23 protein-coding genes are annotated in these 23,452 nt (G+C 70.9%); 13 read left to right on the forward strand and 10 right to left on the reverse strand.

Features of this window, described 5'->3' with window-relative positions:
- Window positions 1–67: 67 nt before the first annotated feature.
- Together ACFQZY_RS11750 and ACFQZY_RS11755 are read right to left on the reverse strand one after the other, a co-directional pair.
- Window positions 68–1,579, reverse strand: coding sequence for an MFS transporter (locus ACFQZY_RS11750; RefSeq protein WP_377415915.1), 1,512 nt, complete (start codon window positions 1,577–1,579; stop codon window positions 68–70).
- Window positions 1,576–2,703: a family 1 glycosylhydrolase gene (locus tag ACFQZY_RS11755; protein ID WP_377415917.1), complete on the reverse strand. Its 1,128-nt coding sequence runs from the start codon at window positions 2,701–2,703 to the stop codon at window positions 1,576–1,578. Before ACFQZY_RS11755 ends, ACFQZY_RS11750 begins: the two co-directional genes overlap by 4 nt.
- 144 nt (window positions 2,704–2,847) lie before the next feature.
- Between ACFQZY_RS11755 and ACFQZY_RS11760 the strand changes: the two genes are divergently transcribed.
- Window positions 2,848–3,297: a hypothetical protein gene (locus tag ACFQZY_RS11760; RefSeq protein ID WP_377415919.1), complete on the forward strand. Its 450-nt coding sequence runs from the start codon at window positions 2,848–2,850 to the stop codon at window positions 3,295–3,297.
- A gap of 231 nt (window positions 3,298–3,528) precedes the next feature.
- On the opposite strand, the gene ACFQZY_RS11765 is transcribed toward ACFQZY_RS11760, so the two are convergent.
- Window positions 3,529–3,885: a Bug family tripartite tricarboxylate transporter substrate binding protein gene (locus ACFQZY_RS11765; RefSeq protein WP_377416325.1), complete on the reverse strand. Its 357-nt coding sequence runs from the start codon at window positions 3,883–3,885 to the stop codon at window positions 3,529–3,531.
- A gap of 52 nt (window positions 3,886–3,937) precedes the next feature.
- On the opposite strand from ACFQZY_RS11765, the gene ACFQZY_RS11770 reads away from it, so the two are divergent.
- Window positions 3,938–4,330, forward strand: a complete 393-nt coding sequence (locus ACFQZY_RS11770) for a LysR substrate-binding domain-containing protein (protein WP_377416327.1) — start codon at window positions 3,938–3,940, stop codon at window positions 4,328–4,330.
- 411 nt (window positions 4,331–4,741) lie between these two features.
- Here the strand turns inward: ACFQZY_RS11770 and ACFQZY_RS11775 are convergent, their stop codons facing one another.
- From ACFQZY_RS11775 to ACFQZY_RS11785, 3 genes are all read right to left on the reverse strand, one after another.
- On the reverse strand, window positions 4,742–5,854 hold the full coding sequence (locus ACFQZY_RS11775; protein WP_377415921.1) for a 5-methyltetrahydropteroyltriglutamate--homocysteine S-methyltransferase: 1,113 nt from the start codon (window positions 5,852–5,854) through the stop codon (window positions 4,742–4,744).
- Between the two features lie 66 nt (window positions 5,855–5,920).
- Window positions 5,921–6,871, reverse strand: coding sequence for a PDR/VanB family oxidoreductase (locus tag ACFQZY_RS11780; protein ID WP_377415923.1), 951 nt, complete (start codon window positions 6,869–6,871; stop codon window positions 5,921–5,923).
- Between the two features lie 22 nt (window positions 6,872–6,893).
- Complete coding sequence (locus ACFQZY_RS11785; RefSeq protein ID WP_377415925.1) at window positions 6,894–7,946, reverse strand: Rieske 2Fe-2S domain-containing protein; 1,053 nt, start codon at window positions 7,944–7,946, stop codon at window positions 6,894–6,896.
- A gap of 147 nt (window positions 7,947–8,093) precedes the next feature.
- Here ACFQZY_RS11785 and ACFQZY_RS11790 point away from each other — a divergent pair, with 147 nt between their 5' ends.
- From ACFQZY_RS11790 to ACFQZY_RS11835, 10 genes are all read left to right on the forward strand, one after another.
- Complete coding sequence (locus tag ACFQZY_RS11790) at window positions 8,094–8,867, forward strand: GntR family transcriptional regulator (protein WP_377415927.1); 774 nt, start codon at window positions 8,094–8,096, stop codon at window positions 8,865–8,867.
- A gap of 128 nt (window positions 8,868–8,995) precedes the next feature.
- Entirely contained in the window at window positions 8,996–10,168 is a 1,173-nt protein-coding gene (locus tag ACFQZY_RS11795; RefSeq protein ID WP_377415929.1) for an ABC transporter substrate-binding protein, read from the forward strand.
- 232 nt (window positions 10,169–10,400) lie between these two features.
- Window positions 10,401–11,570 (forward strand): ABC transporter substrate-binding protein, encoded by a 1,170-nt coding sequence (locus ACFQZY_RS11800; protein WP_377415931.1) that lies wholly within the window; start codon window positions 10,401–10,403, stop codon window positions 11,568–11,570.
- A 94-nt stretch (window positions 11,571–11,664) separates the two neighbouring features.
- Window positions 11,665–12,540 (forward strand): branched-chain amino acid ABC transporter permease, encoded by an 876-nt coding sequence (locus ACFQZY_RS11805; RefSeq protein ID WP_377415933.1) that lies wholly within the window; start codon window positions 11,665–11,667, stop codon window positions 12,538–12,540.
- On the forward strand, window positions 12,537–13,541 hold the full coding sequence (locus ACFQZY_RS11810) for a branched-chain amino acid ABC transporter permease (protein ID WP_377415935.1): 1,005 nt from the start codon (window positions 12,537–12,539) through the stop codon (window positions 13,539–13,541). The genes ACFQZY_RS11805 and ACFQZY_RS11810 overlap by 4 nt, the downstream gene beginning before the upstream one ends.
- Entirely contained in the window at window positions 13,538–14,335 is a 798-nt protein-coding gene (locus tag ACFQZY_RS11815) for an ABC transporter ATP-binding protein (RefSeq protein ID WP_377415937.1), read from the forward strand. Before ACFQZY_RS11810 ends, ACFQZY_RS11815 begins: the two co-directional genes overlap by 4 nt.
- Window positions 14,328–15,032 (forward strand): ABC transporter ATP-binding protein, encoded by a 705-nt coding sequence (locus ACFQZY_RS11820; RefSeq protein WP_377415939.1) that lies wholly within the window; start codon window positions 14,328–14,330, stop codon window positions 15,030–15,032. The genes ACFQZY_RS11815 and ACFQZY_RS11820 overlap by 8 nt, the downstream gene beginning before the upstream one ends.
- A 46-nt stretch (window positions 15,033–15,078) precedes the next feature.
- Window positions 15,079–16,071, forward strand: coding sequence for a Bug family tripartite tricarboxylate transporter substrate binding protein (locus tag ACFQZY_RS11825; protein WP_377415941.1), 993 nt, complete (start codon window positions 15,079–15,081; stop codon window positions 16,069–16,071).
- A 43-nt stretch (window positions 16,072–16,114) separates the two neighbouring features.
- The gene (locus ACFQZY_RS11830) at window positions 16,115–17,008 is read left to right on the forward strand and encodes a DUF1932 domain-containing protein (RefSeq protein ID WP_377415943.1); all 894 of its coding nucleotides are present in this window, start codon (window positions 16,115–16,117) and stop codon (window positions 17,006–17,008) included.
- A 4-nt stretch (window positions 17,009–17,012) separates the two neighbouring features.
- The gene (locus tag ACFQZY_RS11835) at window positions 17,013–17,975 is read left to right on the forward strand and encodes an AEC family transporter (protein ID WP_377415945.1); all 963 of its coding nucleotides are present in this window, start codon (window positions 17,013–17,015) and stop codon (window positions 17,973–17,975) included.
- 58 nt (window positions 17,976–18,033) lie between these two features.
- On the opposite strand, the gene ACFQZY_RS11840 is transcribed toward ACFQZY_RS11835, so the two are convergent.
- The 4 genes from ACFQZY_RS11840 to ACFQZY_RS11855 all read right to left on the reverse strand — a co-directional run bounded on the left by ACFQZY_RS11840 (window position 18,034) and on the right by ACFQZY_RS11855 (window position 22,610).
- The gene (locus ACFQZY_RS11840; protein ID WP_377415947.1) at window positions 18,034–18,978 is read right to left on the reverse strand and encodes an alpha/beta hydrolase; all 945 of its coding nucleotides are present in this window, start codon (window positions 18,976–18,978) and stop codon (window positions 18,034–18,036) included.
- Between the two features lie 13 nt (window positions 18,979–18,991).
- The gene (locus tag ACFQZY_RS11845) at window positions 18,992–19,975 is read right to left on the reverse strand and encodes a Bug family tripartite tricarboxylate transporter substrate binding protein (RefSeq protein WP_377415949.1); all 984 of its coding nucleotides are present in this window, start codon (window positions 19,973–19,975) and stop codon (window positions 18,992–18,994) included.
- Window positions 19,976–20,107: 132 nt separating this feature from the next.
- The gene (locus ACFQZY_RS11850) at window positions 20,108–21,607 is read right to left on the reverse strand and encodes a hypothetical protein (RefSeq protein ID WP_377415951.1); all 1,500 of its coding nucleotides are present in this window, start codon (window positions 21,605–21,607) and stop codon (window positions 20,108–20,110) included.
- A gap of 97 nt (window positions 21,608–21,704) precedes the next feature.
- Window positions 21,705–22,610: a LysR substrate-binding domain-containing protein gene (locus ACFQZY_RS11855; RefSeq protein ID WP_377415953.1), complete on the reverse strand. Its 906-nt coding sequence runs from the start codon at window positions 22,608–22,610 to the stop codon at window positions 21,705–21,707.
- A 112-nt stretch (window positions 22,611–22,722) separates the two neighbouring features.
- Between ACFQZY_RS11855 and ACFQZY_RS11860 the strand changes: the two genes are divergently transcribed.
- Complete coding sequence (locus ACFQZY_RS11860; protein WP_377415955.1) at window positions 22,723–23,424, forward strand: substrate-binding domain-containing protein; 702 nt, start codon at window positions 22,723–22,725, stop codon at window positions 23,422–23,424.
- Window positions 23,425–23,452 lie beyond the last annotated feature (28 nt).

Below are 23,452 nucleotides of genomic sequence, written 5' to 3' on the forward strand. Positions count from 1 at the left end.
CGCCGGGGTCCACACCGAACGCCCTGCCATCGCCCTTCGCCGGCCTGCCCGGCGCCCCTCGACGCCCTCAACCCCGGTTCTGCCGCTGCCGCGGCCGCCACCACTTGCGGCGTTCGCCGAGGCGCTCGAAGGGAAACAGGCTGCCCAGGTTGCCGGCCACCGACGAGAGCTGGCTGAGGCCGCGCCAGCCTTCCAGCAGGAATTCCTGGACCACCTCGCGCTCGCCCACCTCGCGGCCCTCGGCCACCCGCGAGAGCGCGTGCATCACGTACAGCCCGAGCAACGCCGAGGCGGCGAACAGGAAGTCCCAGTGGGCGAAACCGATCACCGCGAATTCGCCGCCGCCGCCGGGCGCGTTCCAGCGGATCACCGCGGACAGCTCGCGCGTGGCGGCGGCCTCGGCCAGGGCGCCGGCCAGCACCGGCGCCACGCCGCCGCCGAGGGCGCAGACCAGGCCGATGGCCGCGAGGTAGGCCGTGGCATTGGCCGCCGGCGCGAGCTTCAGCCCCAGGTTGCCCACGCCCAGGCCGATGCCTGCCGCGGCCACGCCCATGGCCACGTGCAGCAGGTGCAGCAGGGCCAGCCGCCAGCCCGGGTCGGCGACGCCGTCCACCGCCACCATCGCCAGCATCGCGCCGAAGTGCAGGGGCAGGGCCACGGCGAGGACGCCCTTGTTCGTCAGGCGGTCCGACAGCCGGCCCCACAGCACCAGCGTGAGCGCGTTGGCGACCTGGCTGACGACCCACAGGCGGGTGACCACGCCCAGCGGGTAGTCGAGCTGCTCCATGAGGAACACCGCGATGAAGGGCACGGCCAGGTTGGAGGCGATGGTCCAGGCGCCCAGGAACACCAGCACCCGGCGGAAGTTGCGATCGCGCAGCGGCGCGCGCAGGCGCGCGGCCAGGCCGGTGACGGGGCCGGCCTCCCGCATCTGCGGCTCGGGCGCGCGGGCCAGGTGGAAGGAGCTGACGAGCCCCGCCAGCGAGGCGGCCACGAAGGCCAGCGCGTAGGCCTCCAGCGGCGCGGCGGTGGCGGTGGCCGGGCGCGCCACCAGCGCGCCGGCGGCCAGCGTGCCCGCGCAGGACAGGGCGGTCGCCCAGAACAGCCGCCGCGCGAAGAAGCCGCCCAGCTGCGAGGGCGGTATGAGCTGGTGCAGCCAGGAGTTCACCGCGCAGCCGGCCACCGCGTGGAGCAGGGCGATGAGTGCCTGCGCCGCGAGCAGCGCCCACAGCGCGAGGCGGGGCGAGGGCAGCAGGGGCAGCAGCGCCATCGCGAGCAGCAGCAGGCGCGCCAGCGTCAGCAGGGTCACGCCGATCAGGCGGCGCCGGCGTACCCGTTCAACGAGCAGGGTGGCCGGCCACTGCGCCGCCTGGGTCACGAACGGGATCGCGGCCAGCAGCCCCACCTGCAGGGGCGTCGCGCCCAGCGCCAGGGCGAAGGCCACCAGCACGACGCCGCCGGAGAATGCGCCGGAGAGGCTGGCCCAGGCGAGGTCCTGCACCAGGGCGCGCTGGCCGGCCTGCAGCGCGCGGGGCGGGATGTCGGCGACCGGCCCCAGCACGCCGCCAGCGGGACTCATGGCCCCCAGCCCCCCGGCAGCCGGCGCTGGGCGTCGCGCAGCGCGTCGAGCAGCGGCTGGTGCACCACCCGGCCCATGCCGTTGGCGCCGTCGATATCCCACAGGCCCATGGGCAGCCAGTCGCGCGGGGCATGCCAGTCCTGCATGGCGAGGATCGGGTAGAGGCACACGCCGCGCAGCGGGATGCCCAGGGCGAGGATGCGCTCGACCTCGCGGGCCAGGCCGCGGAACCAGTCGGCGCGGTGCTCGCCCCAGTGCATGGTCTCGGTGATGAGGAGGTCGCCGCCATAGCGCTCCCAGACCCGGCGCACCAGCTCGGACAGCGGCTGGCGGCGCGGGTCGCCGTCGTGCAGCCATTCCTTGTGGCGGCCGTGGACCCACTGGCAGGTCCAGTAGTAGTTCACGCCGACCACGTCGAGCAGGGCGCGGCTGCCGCCCAGCTCGGGGTGCAGCCGCCCGCACAGGATGTCCCACGACTCGAACACGTGGCGTTCGTTGAACTCGCGCGCCGCGGCCACGGACTCGGGGCGGTCGTCCGGCGGCACCACCCGGCACAGCGGGTCGGCGTGGACGAAGCGCGCGCCGGGCACTTCGTCGCGGATGGCGCGCATGCCGCGCAGGGCCGCGCGCACCAGGGCCAGCTTGAGGTCCGCGGCCTGGCCGCGGCGGTGCGGCGCGAACTGCGCGTCATGGCCCGCGGCCCAGGCGAAGAAGGAGGGCTCGTTGACCGGCGTGAACCACAGCGTGCCCGCGGTGCGCCGGCGCAGGTGGCGGGCGCAGGCGGCGCAGTAGTCGGCAAAGCGCTCGGCGAAGGCCGGCGAGAGCAGGTCCAGGCCGGCGGGATAGCCGTAGTGGAACAGGTCCCAGATCACCTCCACGCCATGGCGCTGCGCCGCGCGCACCACCGGCTCGAGGCTGGTGAAGTCGTAGCGGCCGCCGCCGCGGTCCACCAGCGGCCAGCGCACCGCGTCGCGCGCGGCCAGGATGCCGACCTCGCGCAGGCGGCGGTAGTCGTCGTCCGCATGCAGGTCGTGCCAGGTGGCCGAGACCAGGTCGATCCAGTGGCCTTCTCGGTTGAATCCCGTGGCGCATTCGAAGCCGCCGAGGAAAAAGCTCTTGAACATGGGCGCGCGCGCTCCCCGGGCGAGGCATGGCCCGGCAGGGGGGAGGGGCAAGGGGCGTGCCTGGGGGATGCGTGCCGGCTGATCGAGGGCGGACGGGATGGCCCTGCCGAGTGACCGTTATTCAACGAGCGCGACCTGCGCGCCGTGAAATTTCTCGCCCACCTGATCGAAAGTCAGATCCAGCGCGGGCCGCGGACGAGCCGCGAGGGCAGAGAGCGACGCGAACGAATCGGGTCCGTGCTGGGCGGTGATGGCATGGCCATCGTGTTCCAACCGATCCTCGAAATCGCCGCGGAGAGGATGGCGGGCGGTGAAGCGCTGCCGCGGTTTACGTTGCATCCGCAACGCACCCCCGACGTCTGGTTCAGGGAGGCCGATGAAGCAGGCCTCCCTATCGAGCCGGAGGTGATGTCTGTTCAGAAGGCGACCGAAGCGTTTGATGCGCTGCCAGAGCCGCTGTATCTGGCCGTCAACGTCTTGCCGGCCACCGCGAAGAGCCGCGAGTTCCCAGGCTCCCTGGGTCGCCGTGACTTGAAAAGGGGCGTGCTCGAAGTGACCGAGCATTCGGCCGTATCTTGCGCGCGCTCGGTGTGACGTTCGCGCAAGGCTACTTTCTGGGCAAGCCCGGCCAACTTCCGACGGTGCATTAGGCACGGCCTGGCCACTGCCCACCTCCTGCTTGCCACCGATGCGGACGTCCGCGGGTTGAACGGGCACCCCTTCACCCGCCGGCCTGCAGGCGGGCGGCTCGGGCGGGCCAACCTCGCCCCGACGGGAGTCCCCGAACTGATGCAGCAGCGGGTGTTCGGGGACCCCGGCAATGACTCAGTTGTTGGTGATGCCCGCGGCCTTGATGACCGGGCCAAATTGCCTGCGATAGGCGGCGATCTGGTTCTCGAAGGCCTGGGCCGTGCCGCCCTCCACGGTGCCGCCAGACTCCTCGATGCGCTTGCGGATCGCCGGGTCCCGCAGGACCGCATTCACATCACGGTTGATCGCTGCAATGACGTGGGCTGGCGTGGTCCGCGGCGCGACGATGCCCCACCACAGCTTGCTCTCCAGGTTGGCCAGGCCCGACTCTTCCATCGTCGGGACGTCCGGGAGCATGGGCGAGCGGCTCTTGTCCATCACGGCCAGCGCCTTGAGTTTTCCTGCCTTCACGAACGTCTGGATTGGGCTGATGCCGGCCTCGTAGACACCGACCTAAGCTTCTCGAGTTTTCTCGAACTGGACGCTGCTCAGGCAGGAGCCCCTGGTGGCCCTGGTGCCGCAATCCCAGTCGCACCAGGAGCCGCTGGACCTGCTGCGAACCCAACCCTTCATACGCTATGACCGTTCGCTCGGCGGCGGCAAGCATGCCGACCGCTTCCTGCGCCAGCACGGCATCGAGCCGGCCGAGCGCTTTGAACTGAGCTCGCTGCTGGCGATCGCCATGATGGTCCATGAAGGCCTGGGCGTGTCCCTGGTGCCCGACATCGGCTCGCCCCTGACGGCCGGCCTGCGGGTGGCCTCCCTTCGCGTGGACGACAGCGGCGAGGCGCGCCGGTTCGGTGTGCTGTGGCAGCGGGGCTCGCCCAAGTCCCAGTTGATTTCGGCTTTCCTCCAGCAGACGCAATCGCAGGCCTGACATCCAGGCCTCGCCGCGTGGCGGGACACCCCCTCAGTCCAAGCCCTCCGGCGCCTCATCCCCGGAGGGCTCCAGCGGCGCATCCAGGGAATGCAGGAGCTGCCGGATCTCGCTTTTGACATGCTCCGAGCAATACCTCGCCAGGTCGCCGTGAAGCATGCGCAGGAGCACGTCGGTACGTGCGCAAAAGACATCGTCGTGGACAGGGCACATGGCGGACCTCCCCGGGGCAGAACGGATGGACCTAACCCATCCGTTAAGTGCACAACGATGGACGGACGGTTCCTGCCGACAAGGGGCTGAAGCCGTGCCGCCTGCCGCATCGGGTGCCCGGGCGATGCCCCCGGCTTCCAGGCCCCATGAAAAACGCCCGCGCAAGGCGGGCGTTCATTCAGCGAAGGCAGGCGCCGATCAGAGATCGCCCCACACTTCCTGCGCGGTCTCCACCACCAGGCGCAGCTTGGTGCGCTGGTCCTCGACGGCGATGTTGTTGCCGTGCACGGTGCTGGAGAAGCCGCACTGGGGCGACAGGGCCAGCTGCTCCAGCGGCGCATAGCGGGCGGCCTCGTCGATGCGGCGCTTGAGGTCGTCCTTGCTTTCCAGCTGGCCGAACTTGGTGGTCACCAGGCCCAGCACCACGGTCTTGCCCTTGGGCAGGTAGCGCAGCGGGCGGAAGTCGCCGGAGCGGTCGTCGTCGTACTCGAGGAAGTAGGCGTCGAGGTCCATTTCCTTGAGCAGGGCCTCGGCCACCGGCTCGTAGTTGCCGGCCGCGGCGTGCGTGCTCTTGAAGTTGCCGCGGCACAGGTGCATGGCCAGCAGCATGCCCTCGGGCTTCTGCGCCACCACCTTGTTGATGAAGGCGGCGTAGCGGTGCGGCAGCTCGTTGGGGTCGTCACCGCGCTGGCGGGCGGCCTCGCGCATCTTCTCGTCGCACAGGTAGGCGAGGTTGGTGTCGTCCATCTGCACGTAGCGGCAGCCGGCGGCGTAGAGGGCGCGCAGCTCGTCGCCGTAGGCCTTGGCCACGTCGTCGTAGAAGGCGGGATCCAGCTCGGGGTAGGCCTCGCGGCTGATGCCGGCGCGGCCGCCGCGGAAGTGCAGCATCGTCGGCGAGGGGATCGTCATCTTCGGGGTGCAGCCGGCCGGGGTCAGCGACTGCACGTACTTGAAGTTGTCGACCTCGATGTTCTTGGCGTGCGTGACCTTGCTGGTCACCTTCATCACCGGGGGCGCCAGGGCCTTGGTGCCGTCGGCATTGAGCACGCTGACCGGAATGTCGGCCACCACGCCACCGAGCTGCTCGAGGAAGTCGATGTGGAAGTAGGTGCGGCGGAACTCGCCGTCGGTGATGCTCTTGAGGCCCACGTCCTGCTGGAACTTGACGATCTCGGCGATCGCCTTGTCTTCCACGGCGCGCAGCTGCTCGGGGGTGATCTTGCCCTGGGCCTTCTGTTCACGCGCCTCGAGCAGGTATTGCGGGCGCAGGAAGCTGCCCACGTGGTCGTAGCGGGCGGGTAGTTTCATCATGGAGTCGTCTCCTCGGGGGACTGAAATGGAAAAGGGGGCCGAAGCCCCCGATCGTAACGCTGTGCCTCAGAGGTCCAGGACCAGCAGCTTGCCCTTGGCGCGCGAGCAGCAGGGGAGGAACTGGTCGTGGCAGGCCTTCTCGGCGTCGGTGAGGTACAGGTCGCGGTGGTCGACCTCGCCTTCCAGGACGCGGGTCAGGCAGGTGCCGCACACGCCCTGTTCGCACGAAACCATGATTTCCACGCCCTGGGCGGCCAGGGCGGTGCTGACCGGCTGGTCGGCGGGCACGGTGTAGGTCTTGCCGGTGGAGGCGATGCGCACCTCGAAGGCCTGGTCGCCGGTGGTGTCCTGCGGCGCGGCGCCGAAGTACTCCAGGTGCACGTGGTCGGCCGGCCAGCCCTGGGCCTTGGCCGTGTTCACCACGAAGTCGATGAAGCCGCCCGGGCCGCAGACGTAGATGCGGCTGCCGGCGGGGGCCTTCTTCAGGAGGGCGGGCAGGTCCAGCTTCTGGGCGGCGTCGCCGTCGTCCAGGTGCAGGTGGAAGCGCTCGCCGAAGGCCTGCATCTCGCCCACGAACGCGCTGCGCGCCAGCGAGCGGTTGCAGGCATGCAGCTCGAAGCTCACGCCGGTGGCGGCCAGGCGCTGGGCCATGCACAGCAGGGGCGTGACGCCGATGCCGCCGGCCAGCAGGATGATGTGCGGCGCGGCCACCAGCGGGAAGTGGTTGCGCGGCTCGCTGATGGTGAGCACGTCGCCCTCGCGCACCTGGTCGTGCATGGCGACCGAGCCGCCGCGCGAGGCCGGGTCGCGCAGCACGCCGATGCGGTAGTGGGTGGCATCGTGCGGGTCGTTGGCCAGCGAGTACTGGCGCACCAGGCCGCCGGGCAGGTGGACGTCGATGTGCGAGCCGGCGCTGAAGGCGGGCAGGGGGCCGCCGTCGGCGCGCGCCAGCTCGAAGCTGGCGATGCCCTCGGCTTCCTCGCGGCGCCGCAGCACCTTCACTTGGAGTTGGGTCATGGAGTCAGGCAGGAAAGGGCGGTCACAGGGCCGAGGGCGCCGGCTCCGTGGACTGCTCGGCGGCGATCAGCCGGTCGATGATACGGCGCGACTGCACGCCGCCGGCATCGATGTTCAGCATCAGCAGCTTGCGGTTCTTGTAGAGGGTGAGGTTGCGCTGCTGCGCCTCGAGCACCGCGGTGTCCTCGGCGAACACCTTGCCCTGGCCCTCGCGGATCTGGGCGGTGAGGTTGGTGTCCTTGGGGCTGAAGTTGCGGGCCATGCCCCAGAAGTACCACATCGTGGTCTCGGTCTCGGGGGTGATGAAGTCCACCACCGTGGCCGACACCTTGTACTCGGGGGGCGCGTCGTAGCCGCCCTTGCCGGCCACCGCCACGCCCACCTCGATCATGATGTGGCTGGGGGGCGTGAAGTGGCAGATCTGCCAGCGGTCCACCGGCTGGTGTTCGTCCAGGCCCTTGGCGCGCATGTTGGCGCGCCAGAAGGGCGGGGCGATCACGTTGTTCATGAAGCGGCTGGTGATGACCTCGTCGCCCACGGTCTTGGTCGACACCGGCGTCTCGTCGATCTCCTTCTGGCCGATGCTGGTGGTGTGCACATAGGTCTCGTGCGTGAGGTCCATCAGGTTGTCGACCATCAGGCGCCAGTCGCACTTGATGTGGTACAGGCCGCCGCCGTAGGCCCACTCGGGGTTGTCGGACCAGTGCGGGTGGTGGATGGTGGCGGGGTCGGCCTTGGCCGGGTCGCCGGGCCAGACCCAGATGAAGCCGTGGCGCTCGACCACCGGGTAGGCCTTGATGGCGGGGAAGCCGCCCACCCGCTGGCTCGGCATGGCGTGGGTCTTGCCGTCGCAGCCCATGACCAGGCCGTGGTAGCCGCACACCAGCTTGCCTTCGCAGACGTAGCCCAGGGACAGGGCGGCGCCGCGGTGGGGGCAGAAGTCCTCGAGGGCTGCGACTTTGCCCTCCTCGCCCCGGTAGAACACGATCTGCTCGCCGCAGATCATGCGGCCCAGGGGCTTGCTGTCGATTTCGTCGGGCGTGCAGGCGACGTACCAGGCGTTCTTCGGAAACATGGGAGTCCAGCGGTCAGTGAAGGGAAGGCCGCATTATGGTGTTCTGGATACTCGTTGTATACATTCACCTAGGGAAAACACTGATATTGGGGGTATGTTCGGGTTTGATCTGGGTCAAACGGTGATTTCTGCTGATACATTGAATACATGTCGAAGTCGACGGAACACGAAATCGCCCGCCCCGCCGAGTCCGAGCCCTCCGGCTCGCAGGCCGTGCGCGCCCTGTTGCGGCTGCGCGAGATGGTGCTGGCGGGCGAGCTGCCCTCGGGCAGCCGGATCGCCGAACTGTCGATCGTGGAGAAGCTGGGCGTCTCGCGCACCCCGATCCGCGCCGCCCTGCTGCGGCTGGAGCAGGAGGGCCTGCTCGAGGCCCTGCCCGCGGGCGGCTACGCCGTGCGCTCCTTCACCGAGCGCGACGTGCACGATGCGATCGAGCTGCGCGGCACCATCGAGGGCCTGTGCGCCCGCCTGGCCGCCGAGCGCGGCGTGGCCCCCGGCATCCTGGCCGACGCGCGCGAGTGCCTGGACGGCATCGACGCGGTGCTGGGCCAGCCCGCCCTCGACGACGAGGCCTTCGCCCGCTACACCGAGCACAACGAGCGTTTCCACAACCTGCTGTCCGAGATGGTGGGCAGCGGCACCCTGGCCCGCGAACTCGACCGGGTGGTGCGCCTGCCCTTCGCCTCGCCCTCGGGCTTCGTGGTGCTGCAGGCCAACTCGCCCCGCTCGCGGGACATGCTGATCGTGGCCCAGGACCAGCACCGCCAGGTGCTCGACGCCATCGAGGCGCGCGAGGGCGGCCGGGCCGAGGCCATCATGCGCGAGCACTCGCGGCTGGCGCAGCGCAACCTGCGCGAGGCGGTGGCGACCCGCAGCCTCGACCGCATGCCGGGTGTGCGCCTGATACGACAACGTGGCTGAGACGGACCGCCTCGGAGTACCATCCGCGAGCACCCGTCGCTCGGTCATAGCACGGCGTCGGAAATAGCAAACTGCAATAACTGATATCGCCCACCGATCCAACCGGAATCCAAACTAGGAGAGAGACCATGAAGAAGCGCACCCTCGTCCAGGCCCTCGTCGGCGCGGCCCTGATCTCCGCCAGCGGCCTCTCGCTGGCGCAGCAGGCCCCGTTCAAGATCGGCCTGATCCTCCCCATGACCGGCCAGCAGGCCACCACCGGCCGCCAGATCGAGGCCGCCGCCAAGCTGTGGATGGCGCAGAACGGCGACACCGTCGCCGGCCGCAAGGTGCAGCTGATCGTCAAGGACGACACCAGCCTGCCCGACGTCACCCGCCGCCTGGCCCAGGAACTGATCGTCAACGACAAGGTCGACGTGATCGCCGGCATGGGCATCACCCCGTCCGCGATGGCCGTCGCGCCGCTGGCCACGCAATCCAAGACGCCGCTGGTGGTGATGGCCGCCGCCACCTCCAGCATCACCGAGGCCTCGCCGTACATCGTGCGCACCAGCTTCACGCTGCCGCAGGCCTCCGTGGCCCTGGCCGACTGGGCGCCCAAGAACGGCATCAAGCGGGTCGTGACCCTGGTGACCGACTACGGCCCGGGCATCGACGCCGAGCGCTTCTTCAAGGACCGCCTCCTGTTCAACGGCGGTACCGTCCCCGAGTCGCTGCGCGTGCCGCTGCGCAACCCGGACTTCGCCCCCTTCCTGCAGAAGGTGCGTGACATCAAGCCCGACGCCCTGTTCGTCTTCGTGCCCTCCGGCGCCGGCGCCGCGGTGATGAAGCAGTTCCTCGAGCGCGGCATGGACAAGGCCGGCATCAAGCTCATTGGCACCGGCGACGTCACCGACGACGACCAGCTGAACGACATGGGCGACGGCGCCCTGGGCGTGGTCACCTCGCACCACTACTCGGCGGCCCACCCCTCCGCCGCGAACAAGAAGTTCGTCGAGGCCTTCATGAAGGCCAACAAGAACCTGCGCCCCAACTTCATGGCCATGGGCGGCTACGACGGCATGCGCGTGATCTACGAAGCCCTCAAGAAGACCGGCGGCAAGGGCGGCGGCGACGCCCTGCTGGCCGGCATGAAGGGCCAGATCTTCGAGAGCCCGCGCGGCCCCGTCTTCATCGACGCCCAGACCCGCGACATCGTCCAGAACATCTATCTGCGCAAGGTCGAGAAGAAGGACGGCCAGCTCTGGAACATCGAGTTCGACGTGATCAAGGACGTCAAGGACCCGGGCAAGACCAAGTAAGGACGCACCCGAGCGAGTGCCGTCCGGCCCCCGCCGGACGGCACTTTTTGCAAGAGGGGGCGTTCGCCCGCCGGGCCATGCCGTCGCGGCATAGCTGGTAGATCAGGTTCTCTTTGAGGTTATCCATCCGAAATGGTTGCGCGCGCAACAAAATATGGGGTTTACCCGGAAGGTCCGGGAGCCCATGGCCCGTTCGCGGGCTGATTGTTGTTCCGTGCAAGGAGAGAACCCCATGAAGAAGCGAATCCTGATCCAGGCCCTGGCCGCCGCAGCCCTGCTGCCCGCGGCGGGCGTCGCGGTCGCCCAGCAGGCCCCGTTCAAGGTCGGCCTGGTCCTGCCCATGTCGGGCCCCTTCGCCACGCACGGCAAGCAGATCGAGGCGGCGGTGCGCCTGTACATGGCGCAGAACGGCGACGCGGTCGCCGGCCGCAAGGTGCAGGTGATCGTCAAGGACGATACCGGCATCCCCGACGTGGCCAAGCGCCTGGCGCAGGAGCTGGTGGTCAGCGAGCAGGTGGACGTGCTGGCCGGCTTCGGCCTGACCCCGCTGGCGCTGGCCTCCGCGCCGGTGGCCACGCAGTCCCGGACGCCCCTGGTGGTGATGGGCGCGGCCACGTCCAGCATCACCCAGGCCTCGCCCTACATCGTGCGCACCGGCTTCACCCTGCCGCAGGTGACCATCGGCATCGCCGACTGGGCGCCCAAGAACGGCATCAGGAAGGTCGTCACCCTGGTGACCGACTACGGCCCGGGCCTGGACGCGGAGAAGTACTTCAAGGACCGCTTCACCTTCAACGGCGGCCAGGTCGTCGAGAGCGTGCGCGTGCCCCTGCGCAACCCGGACTACGCGCCCTTCCTGCAGAAGGTGCGTGACCTCAAGCCCGACGCGCTGTTCGTCTTCGTGCCCTCGGGGGGCGGCTCGTCCCTGATGAAGCAGTTCGCCGAGCGTGGCCTGGACAAGGCCGGCATCAAGCTGATCGGCCCTGGCGACGTCACCGACGACGACATCCTCAACGCCATGGGCGACGTCGCCCTGGGCGTGGTCACCTCGCACCACTATTCCGCCGCGCACGAGTCGCCCCTGAACAAGAAGTTCGTCGAGGCCTTCGAGAAGGCCAACAAGATGCGCCCCAACTTCCACGCGGTGGGCGGTTACGACGGCATGCGCGTGATCTACGAAGCCCTGAAGAAAACCGGCGGCAAGAGCGGCGGCGACGCCCTGCTGGCCGGCATGAAGGGCCAGCTGTTCGAGAGCCCGCGCGGCCCCATCTTCATCGATGCGCAGACCCGCGAGGTCGTGCAGAACGTCTACATCCGGAAGGTTGAAAAGAAGAACGGACAACTCTTTAACATCGAGTTCGCCACGATCAAGGACGTCAAGGACCCTGCCAAGGGTTCCTGATGCCCGAGGAGGCGGCGCGCCACGGCGCGTCGCCTCGCCGCCCGCCCGCACGGCACCCCTGCGGGATTGACTGCCTGCGTCACTTTATCGATCCATGCTCACCATCCTCTTTGACGGCATCGCCTACGGCATGCTGTTGTTCATCCTGGCCCTGGGGCTGGCGGTGACGATGGGCCTGATGAACTTCATCAACCTGGCCCACGGCGCCTTCGCCATGACCGGCGGCTACATCACCGTGCTGCTGATGCAGCGCGCCGGCGTTCCCTTCCTGGCCTGCCTGCCGCTGGCCTTCCTGGGCGCGGCCTTGCTGGGCGGCATCCTCGAACGCACCCTGTACCGCCCGCTGTACAAGCGCCCGCACCTGGACCAGGTGCTGTTCACGATCGGCCTGGTCTTCATGGCCACCGCCGCGGTGGACTACTTCATCGGCTCGACGCAGCAGATCATCCAGCTGCCCGACTGGCTCAAGGGCCGCACCGAGATCGGCGAGGGCGCGCTCATGCTGGGCATGGGCCACTACCGCCTGTTCATCATCGCGGTGTGCGCGGCGCTGACCATCGGCCTGCAGTACATCCTCTCGAGCACGCGCTTCGGCAGCCGCCTGCGCGCCTCGGTCGACGACCAGCGCGTGGCCGCCGGCCTGGGCATCAACGTGAACATCGTGTTCCTCTCGACCTTCGCCTTCGGCTGCGGCCTGGCCGGCCTGGGCGGCGCACTGGGCGCGGAGGTGCTGGGCCTGGACCCGAACTTCCCGCTGAAGTTCATGTTCTATTTCCTGATCGTCTGCGCCGTCGGCGGCACCTCCTCGATCACCGGCCCGCTGCTGGCCGCGCTGCTCGTGGGCATCGCCGACGTGGCGGGCAAGTACTACATCCCCAAGCTGGGCGCCTTCATCGTCTACACCGTCATGATCGCCATCCTGATCTGGAAGCCGCAGGGCCTGTTCGTTCGCCAGGGAGGCAAGGCATGAGCGCCACCAAGACCGACAACAACAACCGCGAGCAGGCCCAGCGCTCGCTGCTGGACGCGGGCCGCATGCGCGCCTGGGAGCCGGTGCTGTGGCTGGCGATGTTCGCCGCCCCGCTGCTGTTCACGCAGCATGCCGCCATCGTCAACGAGATCGCCATCGTGGCGCTGTTCGCCATCTCGCTGGACCTGGTGCTGGGCTACACCGGCATCGTCTCGCTGGGCCATGCGGCGTTCTTCGGCTTCGGCGCCTACGCCGCGGCCCTGTTCGCCAAGCACCTCAACCCGGACCCGCTGCTGGGCCTGCTGGTCGCCACCGTGCTGACCACCGCGCTGGGCGCGGTCGCCAGCCTGACCATCCAGCGCGGCACCGACCTGACCCGCCTGATGGTGACCCTGGGCGTGGCCCTGATCCTGCTGGAGCTGGCCAACAAGCTCGACTGGCTCACCGGCGGCGCCGACGGCCTGCAGGGCGTGGTCATCGGCCCGCTCCTGGGCACCTTCGAGTTCGACCTGGCCGGCCGCACCGGCGCGCTGTACTCGCTGGCGATGCTGCTGGTGGTGTTCATCATCGCCCGCCGCCTGGTGAACTCGCCGTTCGGCGGCACGCTCAAGGCGATCCGCGACAACCGCCTGCGCGCCATGGCCATCGGCATCCCGGTGGCCCAGCGCCTGGCCGTGGTCTACACCGTGGCCGCGGCCATGGCCGGCGTTTCCGGCGCGCTGCTGGCCCAGACCACCGGCTTCGCCTCGCTGGACGTGTTCGACGTGCACCGCTCGGCCGACGTGCTGCTGATGCTGGTCATCGGCGGCACCGGCTGGCTGTGGGGCGGCGTGTTCGGCGCGATCGTGTTCAAGCTGATGTACGACGTGCTTTCGAGCATCACCCCGCAGTACTGGACGTTCTGGCTGGGCCTGTTCCTGGTGGTGCTGGTGCTGGTCGGCCGCGACCGGCTGCTGCGCCCCTGGACCTGGTTCGGCGGCAAGAAGGGAGGCGCGCAATGAGCGGCCATCACGGCGATACCCAAGAAATCGTGCTGTCGGCCCAGGGCCTGGTGAAGCGCTTCGGCGGCATCACCGCCACCGGCAACGTCAACCTCGACCTGCGCAAGGGCGCCCGCCATGCGCTGATCGGCCCCAACGGCGCCGGCAAGACCACGCTGATCAACCTGCTCACCGGCGTGCTGCCGCCCACCGAGGGCAAGATCGTCCTCAATGGCGTGGACATCACCCGCCTGGCGCCGCACGAGCGCGTGCGCCGCGGCATGGTGCGCACCTTCCAGATCAACCAGCTGTTCTCGTCGATGACCCCGCTGCAGACGCTGGCGCTGGTCATCTCGCAGCACCGCGGCCTGGGCGGGCGCTTCTGGCAGCCCCTGGGCGGCGACAAGGCCGTGACCGAACGCGCCTACGAGCTGCTGGAGCACTTCCACCTCGCGGAGGTGATGGACCAGGTGACCGAGCAGCTGGCCTACGGCAAGCGCCGCCTGCTGGAGATCGCCATCGCCTTGGCCTGCGAGCCCAAGGTGCTGCTGCTCGACGAGCCGGTGGCCGGCGTGCCGGCCGGCGAGCGCGAGGAGATCCTGGCGACCGTGGCGGCCCTGCCGTCCGATGTCTCGGTGCTCCTGATCGAACACGACATGGACCTCGTCTTCAGCTTCGCCAAGCGCATGACGGTGCTGGTCAACGGCACGGTGCTGACCGAGGGCGACCCGGAGCAGATCGCCAACGACCCGCAGGTCAAGGCGGTTTACCTGGGCCATGGAGAAGACGCGCATACGGAGGCCGCGCATGGCTGAACTTCTGAAAGTGCAGGACCTGTCCGCCGGCTATGGCGAGGCGGTGGTCCTCAATGGCGTGTCGTTCGAGCTGGAGGAGGGCCAGACGCTGGCCCTGCTCGGTCGCAACGGCACCGGCAAGACCACGCTGATGAACACCATCGCCGGCGCCACGCGCCAGCATGGCGGCAGCATCTCCCTGGGGGGCGTCGCGCTGCACAAGCTGGCGCCGCACCAGCGCGCCGCGGCCGGCATCGGCTGGGTGCCGCAGGAGCGCAACATCTTCAAGTCGCTCACCGTGCACGAGAACCTCACCGCCGTGGCCCGCCCCGGCAAGTGGACGCCCGAAGGCGTCTACCAGATGTTCCCGCGACTGGCCGAGCGCAAGGGCAACCTGGGCACGCAGCTGTCCGGCGGCGAGCAGCAGATGCTGGCCGTGGGCCGGGCCCTGGTGCTGAACCCGAAGCTGCTGCTGCTCGACGAGCCGCTGGAGGGCCTGGCGCCCATCATCGTGGAGGAACTGCTCAAGGCCATCCGCCGCATCACCCGCGAGGAGGGCCTGTCGGCCATCATCGTGGAGCAGCATCCGCAGGCCATCCTCGCCATCTCCGACAGCGCGGTCGTCCTCGACCGCGGCACCATCGTCCACCGCGGCACCGCGCGCGAGCTGCGCGAGGACCTGGCCCTGGTCGACCGGCTGCTCGGCGTGGCGCGCTGACGCCGTCCTTCCCTTGACGGGCCCTGCGGGGCCCAGGAGACCTTCCATGACGCAACGTCGCCAATTCCTGCTCCAGTCGGCCGCCCTGGCGGGCGCCGGCCTGGCCCCCCTGGGCGCCTTCGCCCAGCAGCCCGCCGGCTTCCCGAGCAAGCCGATCCGCATCGTCGTGCCCTTCGGCGCTGGCGGCGTGGCCGACCTGACCGCCCGCGCGGTGGGCCAGGCGCTGTCCGACCGCGTCGGCCAGTCGGTCGTCATCGAGAACAAGCCGGGCGCCGGCGGTGTCGGCGCCGGCGAGGCGGTCGTGCGCTCCGACGCGGACGGGCACACCCTGCTTCTCATGAGCAATGCCACCGCGGTCAGCGCCACGCTGTTCCGCAAGCTGCCGTTCGATGCGCAGAAGGACTTCGCGCCGGTGTCCCTGCTGGCCGTGTTCGACCTGGCGATCGTCGTGCCCGCGAACTCGCGCTGGCGCACCTTCGCCGACTTCCTGGCCGAGGCCAAGGCCAACCCCGGCAAGATCAACCTCGGCACCATCGCCATCGGCAGCACGCAGAACCTGGCGGCGGAGCTGTTCAAGTCCACCGCCGGCGTGGACGTGCAGGTCGTGCCGTTCAACGGTACGCCCGCGGTCATCACCGCGCTGCGCGGCGGCTCGATCGACGCCGCCGTCGAGATCCTCGGCCCGGTGCGCACCCAGATCACCGCCGGCGCATTGCGCCCGCTGGCGATCATGGGCGAGAAGCGCGAGCCCACCCTGGCCGACGTGCCCACCGTGGCCGAGGCGCGCGGCCCGCTGACCGGCTTCAACGTGGCCTCCTGGAACGCGCTGGCCGCACCTGCCGCCACGCCGCGTGACCGCATCGCCTACCTGAACCGCGAGCTGAACGCGGTCCTCACCCAGCCCGCGCTGAAGCAGAAGCTGGCGGCCCTCGAGGTGGATGCCCGCCCGAGCACGCCCGAGCAGCTCGGCCAGCTGCTCGCCAGCGAGACCAAGCGCTGGGGCGACGTGATCACCCGCGCCAACATCCCGCGCCAGTAAGCGCGCCAGCCAGCGCGCCGCGAGGCGGCGCCAAGGATCCCCCATGCGTCTCGGAGTCATCGGCTACGGCGAGGTCGGCAAGACCTTCGCCGCCGGCCTGAAAGCCCAGGTCAGTGCCGTCTCGGCCTGGGACCTGAAGTTCGGCCACGGCGCCGACCCCCGCCAGCGCGAGGCCGAGGCGGCGCACGCCGCGGCGGCCGGCGTCACCGCCCAGCCCTCGATGCAGGCCTTGTGCGAGGCCAGCGACCTGGTGATCTCCGCGGTCACCGCGTCGAACACGCTGGCGGTGGCCGGGGAGGCGGCCGCCTTCCTGCGCCCGGGCATGGTCTTCCTCGACCTGAACTCGGCCTCGCCCGGCACCAAGCAGCAGTGCGCCGCGCGCATCGACGCCACCGGCGCGCACTACGTGGAGGCCGGCGTCATGACCTCGGTGCCGCCCTACGGCATCAGGGTGCCGATGCTCCTGGGCGGCGCCCGGGCCGCCGAACTGGCGGCGCGCCTGCAGGCCTGGGGCATGGATGCCCGGCCCGTGTCCGAGCAGCTGGGCGTGGCCAGCGCCATCAAGATGTGCCGCAGCGTGATGATCAAGGGCCTGGAGGCGCTGGTCATCGAGAGCTACACCACGGCCCGCGCCTACGGCGTCGAGGACCACGTGCTGCCCACGCTGGCGGAGACCTTCCCGCAGATCGACTGGTCGGCGCAGGGCGCCTACTTCTTCAGCCGCGTCGTGCAGCACGGCAAGCGCCGCGCCGAGGAGATGCGCGAGTCGGCCAACACCGTGCGCGAGGCCGGCTTCGAGCCGGTCATGACCGCCGCCATCGCCGGCAAGCAGCAGTGGGTGGCCGACCAGGCCGCCGGCGGCGTGTTCCGCGAGGTGGCCCCGGGCGCCCGCTGGCAGGACTATGCCGACGCGCTGATCGCGGCGCGAAAGGGCTGACGACTTGCTCGCGATCCTCAGCGTCACCACGCCCATCTACCTCCTCATCGCCCTCGGTTACGTGTGCGTGCGCGCCGGCCTGTTCGCGCGGGCCGACATGCGCCTGTTCGGCAAGTACGTCATCAACCTCGCGCTGCCCGCGCTGATCTTCGGCTCGCTGGCTCAACGCCCGATCGGCGACGTGGTCAACCCGGTCTACCTGCTCGCCTATGCCGCCGGCTCGCTGGCGACGATGGCGCTGGGCGTGCTGTGGGCGCGCAAGGCCGGGGGCAAGCCGATGTCGGCCGCGGCCATCATGGGCATGGGCGTGGCCTGCCCCAACAGCGGCTTCGTCGGCCTGCCCCTGGTCACGCAGGTGTTCGGCAGCAGCATCGGCGGCCTGAACCTGGGGCTGGCGGTGATCGTCGAGAACATCGTCCTGATTCCCGCGGCCCTGGCCCTGGCCGAGAGCGACCTGGGCGAGGCCGGGGCCGGCGCCACCCGGGCGCAGCGCCTGCGCAATGCCCTGGCGCAGTCCCTGCGCGGCATGGCGCGCAACCCGATGGTCTGGGGGGTGGTCGCCGGCCTGGCGTGCTCGCTCGCCGGGCTGCAGCTGCCGGCGCCGCTGGGGCGCGCGGTCGGCCTGCTGGCCACCTCGTGCTCGGCGATCGCGCTGTTCGTGGTCGGCGGCACCCTGGTGGGCTTCGGCCTGCGCGGGGCCTGGCGCGACGTCTCGGCGATCGCGGTGGGCAAGCTGCTGGTGCACCCGCTGCTGGTGATGCTCCTGGTGATGGTGCTGCCGCCGATGCAGCGCGAGCTGCAGATGGCGCTGGTCCTCACCGCGGCGGTGCCGATGATGGGGATCTACCCGATCCTGGCCCAGCGCCATGGCCACGACGGCATGGCGGCCTCGGCCCTGCTGGGGGCGACCATCGCCTCGTTCTTCACGCTGACCGGCCTGCTCTGGCTGCTGCAGGCGCCGGTCTGAGGCGCGCTATCGCGTGACCTGAAGGCGGGGCCGGTGCGGCGTGGGGGCGGCCGCCGCGTCAGCGGCAGGCCCGCCCGATCCAGTCCGCGGCCTGCTGCAGGGCCTGGTCCGCGGCGGGCGTGGGAAAGGCCAGGAAGCCGTGGACCATGCCCTCGTACCGGCGCATCGTCACCGCGACGCCCGCGGCCTGCAGTCGCTGCGCGTAGCGTTCCGCCTCGTCACGCAGCGGGTCGTAGCCGGCCGTGAGCACCAGCGCCGGCGGCAGGCCGTCGAGGCGCTCGGCCCGCAACGGCGCGGCATAGGGGTGGGTGCGGTCGGCTTCGCGGGCCAGGTACTGCGCCCAGAACCAGCGCATGTCCGCCGCGGTCAGGTAGTAGCCCTCGGCGAACTCGCGCATCGAGCCGGTGGCCGGCTCGGGGTGGTCGGCCACCGGGTAGAACAGCACCTGCCCGCGCAGCGCCGGGCCGCCCAGGTCGCGCGCACGCAGCGCCGTCACCGCCGCCAGGTTGCCGCCGGCGCTGCCGCCCGCCACGAAGACCCGCGCCGGGTCCACGCCCAGCGCGCCGGCCCGGGCCACGGCCCACTGGAGGGCGGCCCAGGCGTCGTCGGGCGCGGCGGGGAACTTGTGCTCGGGCGAGAGCCGGTACGCCACCGACATCACCCGCACGCCCGCACGGGCGCACAGCACGCGGCAGACATGGTCGTAGTTGCCCTCGATGGTGCCAAAGACAAAGCCGCCGCCGTGGAACAGGACCACCAGGGGCAGGGCCTGCGGCGCGCCGGGCGCGTCATGCGTACCCGGCGGCGGCGCGTACAGCCGTACGCGGATCGTGCGGTCGCCGGCGTCGATGTGCCGGTCCTCCACCGCGCCCACGGGCTGGACCGGGCCGGCGCCGCCGATGCGCTCGCGCGGCTGGCGCAGCTGGGCCAGCGGCCGCTGGTGCATCGGGGGCTGGGCGTTGATCGCGGGCAGCAGGGCGGCGATCTCGGGCGCGAGCGTCATGCCGGGCCCCCGTTCACTGTTCGGCCGTGATGCCGTACTCGCGCACCAGCGCCTCCCACTTCTGCTGGTCGCTGCGGATCAGGGCCTGGAACTCGGCCCGGCTGGTCGGGGCCGGCACCATGTTCTGCGACAGCAGCAATTCGGCGAAACGGGGCGTGCGCAGGATGGCGGTCGCCTGGGCGTTCAGCTTGTCCAGCACCTTGGGGTCGGTGCGCGCCGGGGCCAGCAGGCCCCACCAGATCGCCTGGTCGTAGTCGGCCAGGCCCGGGATGCCGGACTCCGCGATGGTGGGCACGTGGGGCAGCGCCACGAAGCGCTTGCCCGAGGTGACGGCCAGCGCCCGCAGCTCGCCCGACTTGATGTGGGGTCCGGCCACCGCCGGCGTGGCGAACTGGATCTCGAACTGCTGGCTCAGCTGCGCCATCACCGCCGGGCCCGAGCCCTTGTAGGCGATGTGCACCAGCTGGATGCCGGCCAGCTTGTTGAACAGCAGGGGCGCGAGGTGGCCGGGGGTGCCCACGCCGGCGCTGCCGAAATTCAGCTTGCCCGGGTTGCGGCGGGCCAGCTCGACGAAGTCCCGCAGGGTCTGGATCGGCGAGGACTTGTGCACCACCACCACCAGCGGCGCGGTGGCCAGCACCGTGACCGGCGCGAAGTCGGTCGCCAGGTCGTAGCCGGGGTTCTTGTAGATGAAGGGGTTGATGACGTGCGAGTTGTTGGCCGCCAGCAGGGTGTAGCCGTGGGGCTGCGCCTTGGCGGTGAACTGCGCGCCGATGTTGCCGCCCGCGCCGCCGCGGTGGTCCAGCAGCACCGGCTGCTTCAGGCGTTCGCCGAGTTCGGCCGCCAGCGGCCGCATCACCACGTCGGTGCCGCCGCCCGGGGCGTAGGGGATGACGACCTGGATCGGCTGGGCCGGGTAGTCCTGCGCCTGGGCCAGCAGGGGCGCGGCGCCGGCGCACAGGATGGCGGCAGAAGTTTTAATAAATCGAAAAAACATTCGAACTCCTGAATTTTTCGGGCGGTTCGATGCTAACGCCGGCGGGCCGGCTGCGGGCCGGTTCCCGACCGATTCCCGGGGCCGCCGCAGGCGATGGGTGTCACCCCGGCGTCACCGGGCCGGGCCTCGCGTTCAGTGCTCGCCGAGGTCCATCCCCGGCCCGGCAGGGCTGCGCGGGATGACGTGGCCGGGGATGGAGGAGGACGAGGTCGACGAGGTCGCGGTGGTCGTGGAGGCCGCGGGGGGCGTGGAGGTCGTCGTCGTGGACGTGGACGTGGCCTCGGGGAGCGGCGCGGCCTCCTCGAGCCACTGCGCCCATTCGGCGCGGGTGGACGGCCGGACCAGGTCCAGGATCCTCTGGCGGGTGCGCGCCAGGTCCATGGCCAGGTTCCCGGGGCCGCCGGACGTGAGGTCGAGGTCATAGCGGCCCGCCGGGTCGATGCGGGCCACGGCCAGCGCGGCCGCGCCCTTGTGCGCCGCCGGGCGGGGGCAGTGCCTGAGGTCGGCGAGGTGGTCGCGGACCTGGTCGTCGCTGGCGGGCCTGCCCCAGGACGCCAGTGCGCCCAGGCAGCCGGCCAGCTGCCCCGGGGTCAGGGGGATACGGTCCTCCAGCAGCGCGCCCGTCATCAGCCGGGACTGGAGCAGGTCACCCGCGGTGCCGCCCGCCAGCCCCTCGACGATGGAGGCGCAGGTCTCGGGGGCGAGACGGGTGGGCGCGCCGGACGCGGCATCCACGACCGGGGCCAGCATCCCGCGCAGCAGGTCCACGCGCAGGTGGGCGGGCTGGGCCACCGCCTCGCTGGCCGTACGCAGGGCGCCGACCAGGCGGTAGGCGTGCATCGGGACCGCGTTGCGCCCGCCGCGGGCCTGGTAGATGCCGGTCGCGAAGGTGGCGAGGCGGCGCTCGTAGTCCCCGGCGCCGGTGCAGGCCGAGGCCATGCCCCGCACCAGGTCGCCCAGTGCCGCCCTCAGGCGGCCCGGTCGCACCGGCCGGTCCTGGCTCCCCGCCCAGCGGCCGGCCTCGAGGACCTCCCGCAACTCGCGGGCCTGGGCCGCGGGGCCCACGCCCACCGCCTGCAGCCGACCCGCCAGGGCCACGCCCAGGGCGAGCCGGTCGGCGCGCCGGCCCAGGTTGCGGCAGGCGTAGCGCAGGACTTCGCCGAGGGCGGCGGCGCGCTGCCCCGGGTCCTCCAGGTCCCGCTCGCCGAAGATCACTTCCATGCTCCGCCAGGCCGAGCCTTCCTGCGGCCAGTGGAAGCCGGTGCCCAGGGCGGGCGTAAGGCGTACCCCGGAGGCCGGGGCCGGGGTCGCCTCCTCGGGCAGGCTGTCCAGGTCGGCCTCGGGCTCGCGCCCGCGCTTGAACTGGCCGGAGGCCTTGCCCTCGCGCACGACCGCGACATGGCGGGCCTGCAGGGGCGCGGCGTCGCCCGCGTCCTGCGCGGGAGCGAGGGAGGTGGGGAAGGGGGGGTGGCCCGGGGCGCGCCCGAAGCGCGGGAGCGACACGCTGCGGGCCGTCCACTGGGCCGGCGTCTCGGCGGCGTCGGAGCCGGAGGTCTTGCCGTCGACGAGCAGGGGGGATGCGCCGCTCGGGTGGAGGGCGAGGGAGGGCTGGCGGGGCGGGGTCTTGTCCATGGCGGCGCTTTCGGATTGAAAAACGCCATGGGTGGGGGGGGCGGCACTCCGGTTCCCGGCTTCGGTGCGCCGTCGTCCTCGGCGGTGCCGGCCCCGCTCAGTCGGCCAGCAGCCGCAGCGCGGTCGCCCGGATCAGGTCCACCGTCGCCCGCTGCGTCAGCGTGGCCGGTCGCAGCGAGCTCACCGCCAGCGACAGCTGGCTGCGCAGCGGCGGCGTGCCGATGGGGCGCATGCTGAAGGCCTGCGGGCGCGCCGAGGTCTGCACCGCGTTGCGCGAGAGGATGGCGCTGCCGGTGCCGTCCGCCACCAGCTCGAGGATCGAGGACACGCCGTCGATCTCCAGCGCGATCGTCGGCTTCAGGCCCTGGTTGGCCATCTCGGATTCCACCAGCATCCGGATCGCGTTTGGCCGGCTGGGAATCACCAGGGGCAGCTTCGCCACGTCGCGCAGCGGCACCGGGCGCGTCGGCGCGGCGGCCTTGCCGCCGGAGCGCGCCTGCACCAGGTACAGGCTCTCGGCCACCACCGGCGTGACCTCCAGGTCGGCCGCCGCCGTGGCGTTGTACAGCAGGGCGATGTCCAGCCGGCCCGAGGCCAGGGACTCGCGCATGCCGGTGGACAGGGCCTCGGTGATGGACAGCGAGGCCTCGGGCATGTGCTCGCGGAAGGCGTGGATCAGGGGCACGGCCAGCACCTTGGCAACGGAGGGCGGCAGGCCCAGGGCGACCCGGCCGGCCAGCGCGCCGCGCACCCGGCCCAGCTCCTCGCGGGCGCGCTCCACCTGGTGGAGGATGCCGCGGCCATGTTCGAGCAGCAGCTTGCCGGCCTCGGTGGGCGTGGCGCCCCGGCCATTGCGCACCAGCAGGTTCTGGCGAAGCTCCACCTCCAGCAGGCGCACCTGGCGCGAGAGGGCGGGCTGGGCCACGTCCAGCGCGATGGCGGCGCGGGTGAAGCTGCCCATCTCGGCGACGCGCACGAAGTACTCGAGTTGCTTGAGGTCCATGTCCGGTGTCTGGCGATTTATTTATACCTTCGGTTCGATTATGCCGATCCTGTATAGCTGGTAGTGGGCGCCTCACCTTCCCCGGGCCGGCCCGCCGAACCAGAATGCGCGGATGCAACCTGAAGCGACCTCCGCCCTGCGCGGCATCTCCTCGATGGCCACCCGCCAGCTGCTCGCGGAACTGGCGCAGGCCTGGCAGGCCCGCAGCGGCCAGGCCGTCGCCATCGAGTCCGTCGGCGGCGTCGATGCCGCCAAGCGCGTGCAGGCCGGCGAGGCCTTCGACGTGGTGATCCTCGGCAGCGACGCCATCGACAAGCTCATGGCCGCCGGCTGCCTGGAGCCCGGCTCCAAGGTGGACCTGGTGCTTTCGGGCACCTCGGTGGCCGTGCCGCGCGGCGCCGCGCTGCCGGACCTCTCCAGCGAGGAGGCGGTGAAGCAGGCGGTGCTGGCCGCGCCCTCCGTGAGCTATTCCACCGGCCCCAGCGGCGTCGCCCTGGCCCGGTTGTTCGAGCGCTGGGGCATCGCCGCCCAGGTGCAGCCCAAGGTCGTCACCCCGCCGCCGGGCACGCCCGTGGGGTCGCTGGTGGCCAGGGGCGAGGTGGCCCTGGGCTTCCAGCAACTGAGCGAACTGATCCACGTCGAGGGCATCACCATCGCCGGCGCGCTGCCGCCCGCCATCGCCATCGACACCATCTTCTCGGCCGCCGCCTGCAAGGGCACGGCCCGCGGCGCCGAGGTGCGCGCCATGCTGGCCTTCATGGCCTCGCCCGAAGCGGCCGACGCCAAGCGCCGCCAGGGCATGCAACCCGTTTGAATCCAGAAAGAAAGACCCAGGAGCCCCC

The organism is Ramlibacter sp. GCM10027632, from assembly GCF_042675325.1.
In the GTDB taxonomy this organism is placed as follows: Bacteria; Pseudomonadota; Gammaproteobacteria; order Burkholderiales; family Burkholderiaceae_C; genus Ramlibacter.

Excerpts from the sequence above, each read along its gene's own strand:
- ACFQZY_RS11860 (WP_377415955.1), top strand. The coding sequence starts at position 22,723 with ATGCAACCTGAAGCGACCTCCGCCCTGCGCGGCATCTCCTCGATGGCC.
- ACFQZY_RS11855 (WP_377415953.1), bottom strand. The coding sequence starts at position 22,610 with ATGGACCTCAAGCAACTCGAGTACTTCGTGCGCGTCGCCGAGATGGGC.
- ACFQZY_RS11840 (WP_377415947.1), bottom strand. The coding sequence starts at position 18,978 with ATGACGCTCGCGCCCGAGATCGCCGCCCTGCTGCCCGCGATCAACGCC.
- ACFQZY_RS11815 (WP_377415937.1), top strand. The coding sequence starts at position 13,538 with ATGAGCGGCCATCACGGCGATACCCAAGAAATCGTGCTGTCGGCCCAG.
- ACFQZY_RS11850 (WP_377415951.1), bottom strand. The coding sequence starts at position 21,607 with ATGGACAAGACCCCGCCCCGCCAGCCCTCCCTCGCCCTCCACCCGAGC.
- ACFQZY_RS11750 (WP_377415915.1), bottom strand. The coding sequence starts at position 1,579 with ATGAGTCCCGCTGGCGGCGTGCTGGGGCCGGTCGCCGACATCCCGCCC.
- ACFQZY_RS11775 (WP_377415921.1), bottom strand. The coding sequence starts at position 5,854 with ATGATGAAACTACCCGCCCGCTACGACCACGTGGGCAGCTTCCTGCGC.
- ACFQZY_RS11800 (WP_377415931.1), top strand. The coding sequence starts at position 10,401 with ATGAAGAAGCGAATCCTGATCCAGGCCCTGGCCGCCGCAGCCCTGCTG.
- ACFQZY_RS11805 (WP_377415933.1), top strand. The coding sequence starts at position 11,665 with ATGCTCACCATCCTCTTTGACGGCATCGCCTACGGCATGCTGTTGTTC.
- ACFQZY_RS11785 (WP_377415925.1), bottom strand. The coding sequence starts at position 7,946 with ATGTTTCCGAAGAACGCCTGGTACGTCGCCTGCACGCCCGACGAAATC.
- ACFQZY_RS11755 (WP_377415917.1), bottom strand. The coding sequence starts at position 2,703 with ATGTTCAAGAGCTTTTTCCTCGGCGGCTTCGAATGCGCCACGGGATTC.
- ACFQZY_RS11795 (WP_377415929.1), top strand. The coding sequence starts at position 8,996 with ATGAAGAAGCGCACCCTCGTCCAGGCCCTCGTCGGCGCGGCCCTGATC.
- ACFQZY_RS11810 (WP_377415935.1), top strand. The coding sequence starts at position 12,537 with ATGAGCGCCACCAAGACCGACAACAACAACCGCGAGCAGGCCCAGCGC.
- ACFQZY_RS11780 (WP_377415923.1), bottom strand. The coding sequence starts at position 6,871 with ATGACCCAACTCCAAGTGAAGGTGCTGCGGCGCCGCGAGGAAGCCGAG.
- ACFQZY_RS11845 (WP_377415949.1), bottom strand. The coding sequence starts at position 19,975 with ATGTTTTTTCGATTTATTAAAACTTCTGCCGCCATCCTGTGCGCCGGC.
- ACFQZY_RS11830 (WP_377415943.1), top strand. The coding sequence starts at position 16,115 with ATGCGTCTCGGAGTCATCGGCTACGGCGAGGTCGGCAAGACCTTCGCC.
- ACFQZY_RS11790 (WP_377415927.1), top strand. The coding sequence starts at position 8,094 with ATGTCGAAGTCGACGGAACACGAAATCGCCCGCCCCGCCGAGTCCGAG.
- ACFQZY_RS11825 (WP_377415941.1), top strand. The coding sequence starts at position 15,079 with ATGACGCAACGTCGCCAATTCCTGCTCCAGTCGGCCGCCCTGGCGGGC.
- ACFQZY_RS11820 (WP_377415939.1), top strand. The coding sequence starts at position 14,328 with ATGGCTGAACTTCTGAAAGTGCAGGACCTGTCCGCCGGCTATGGCGAG.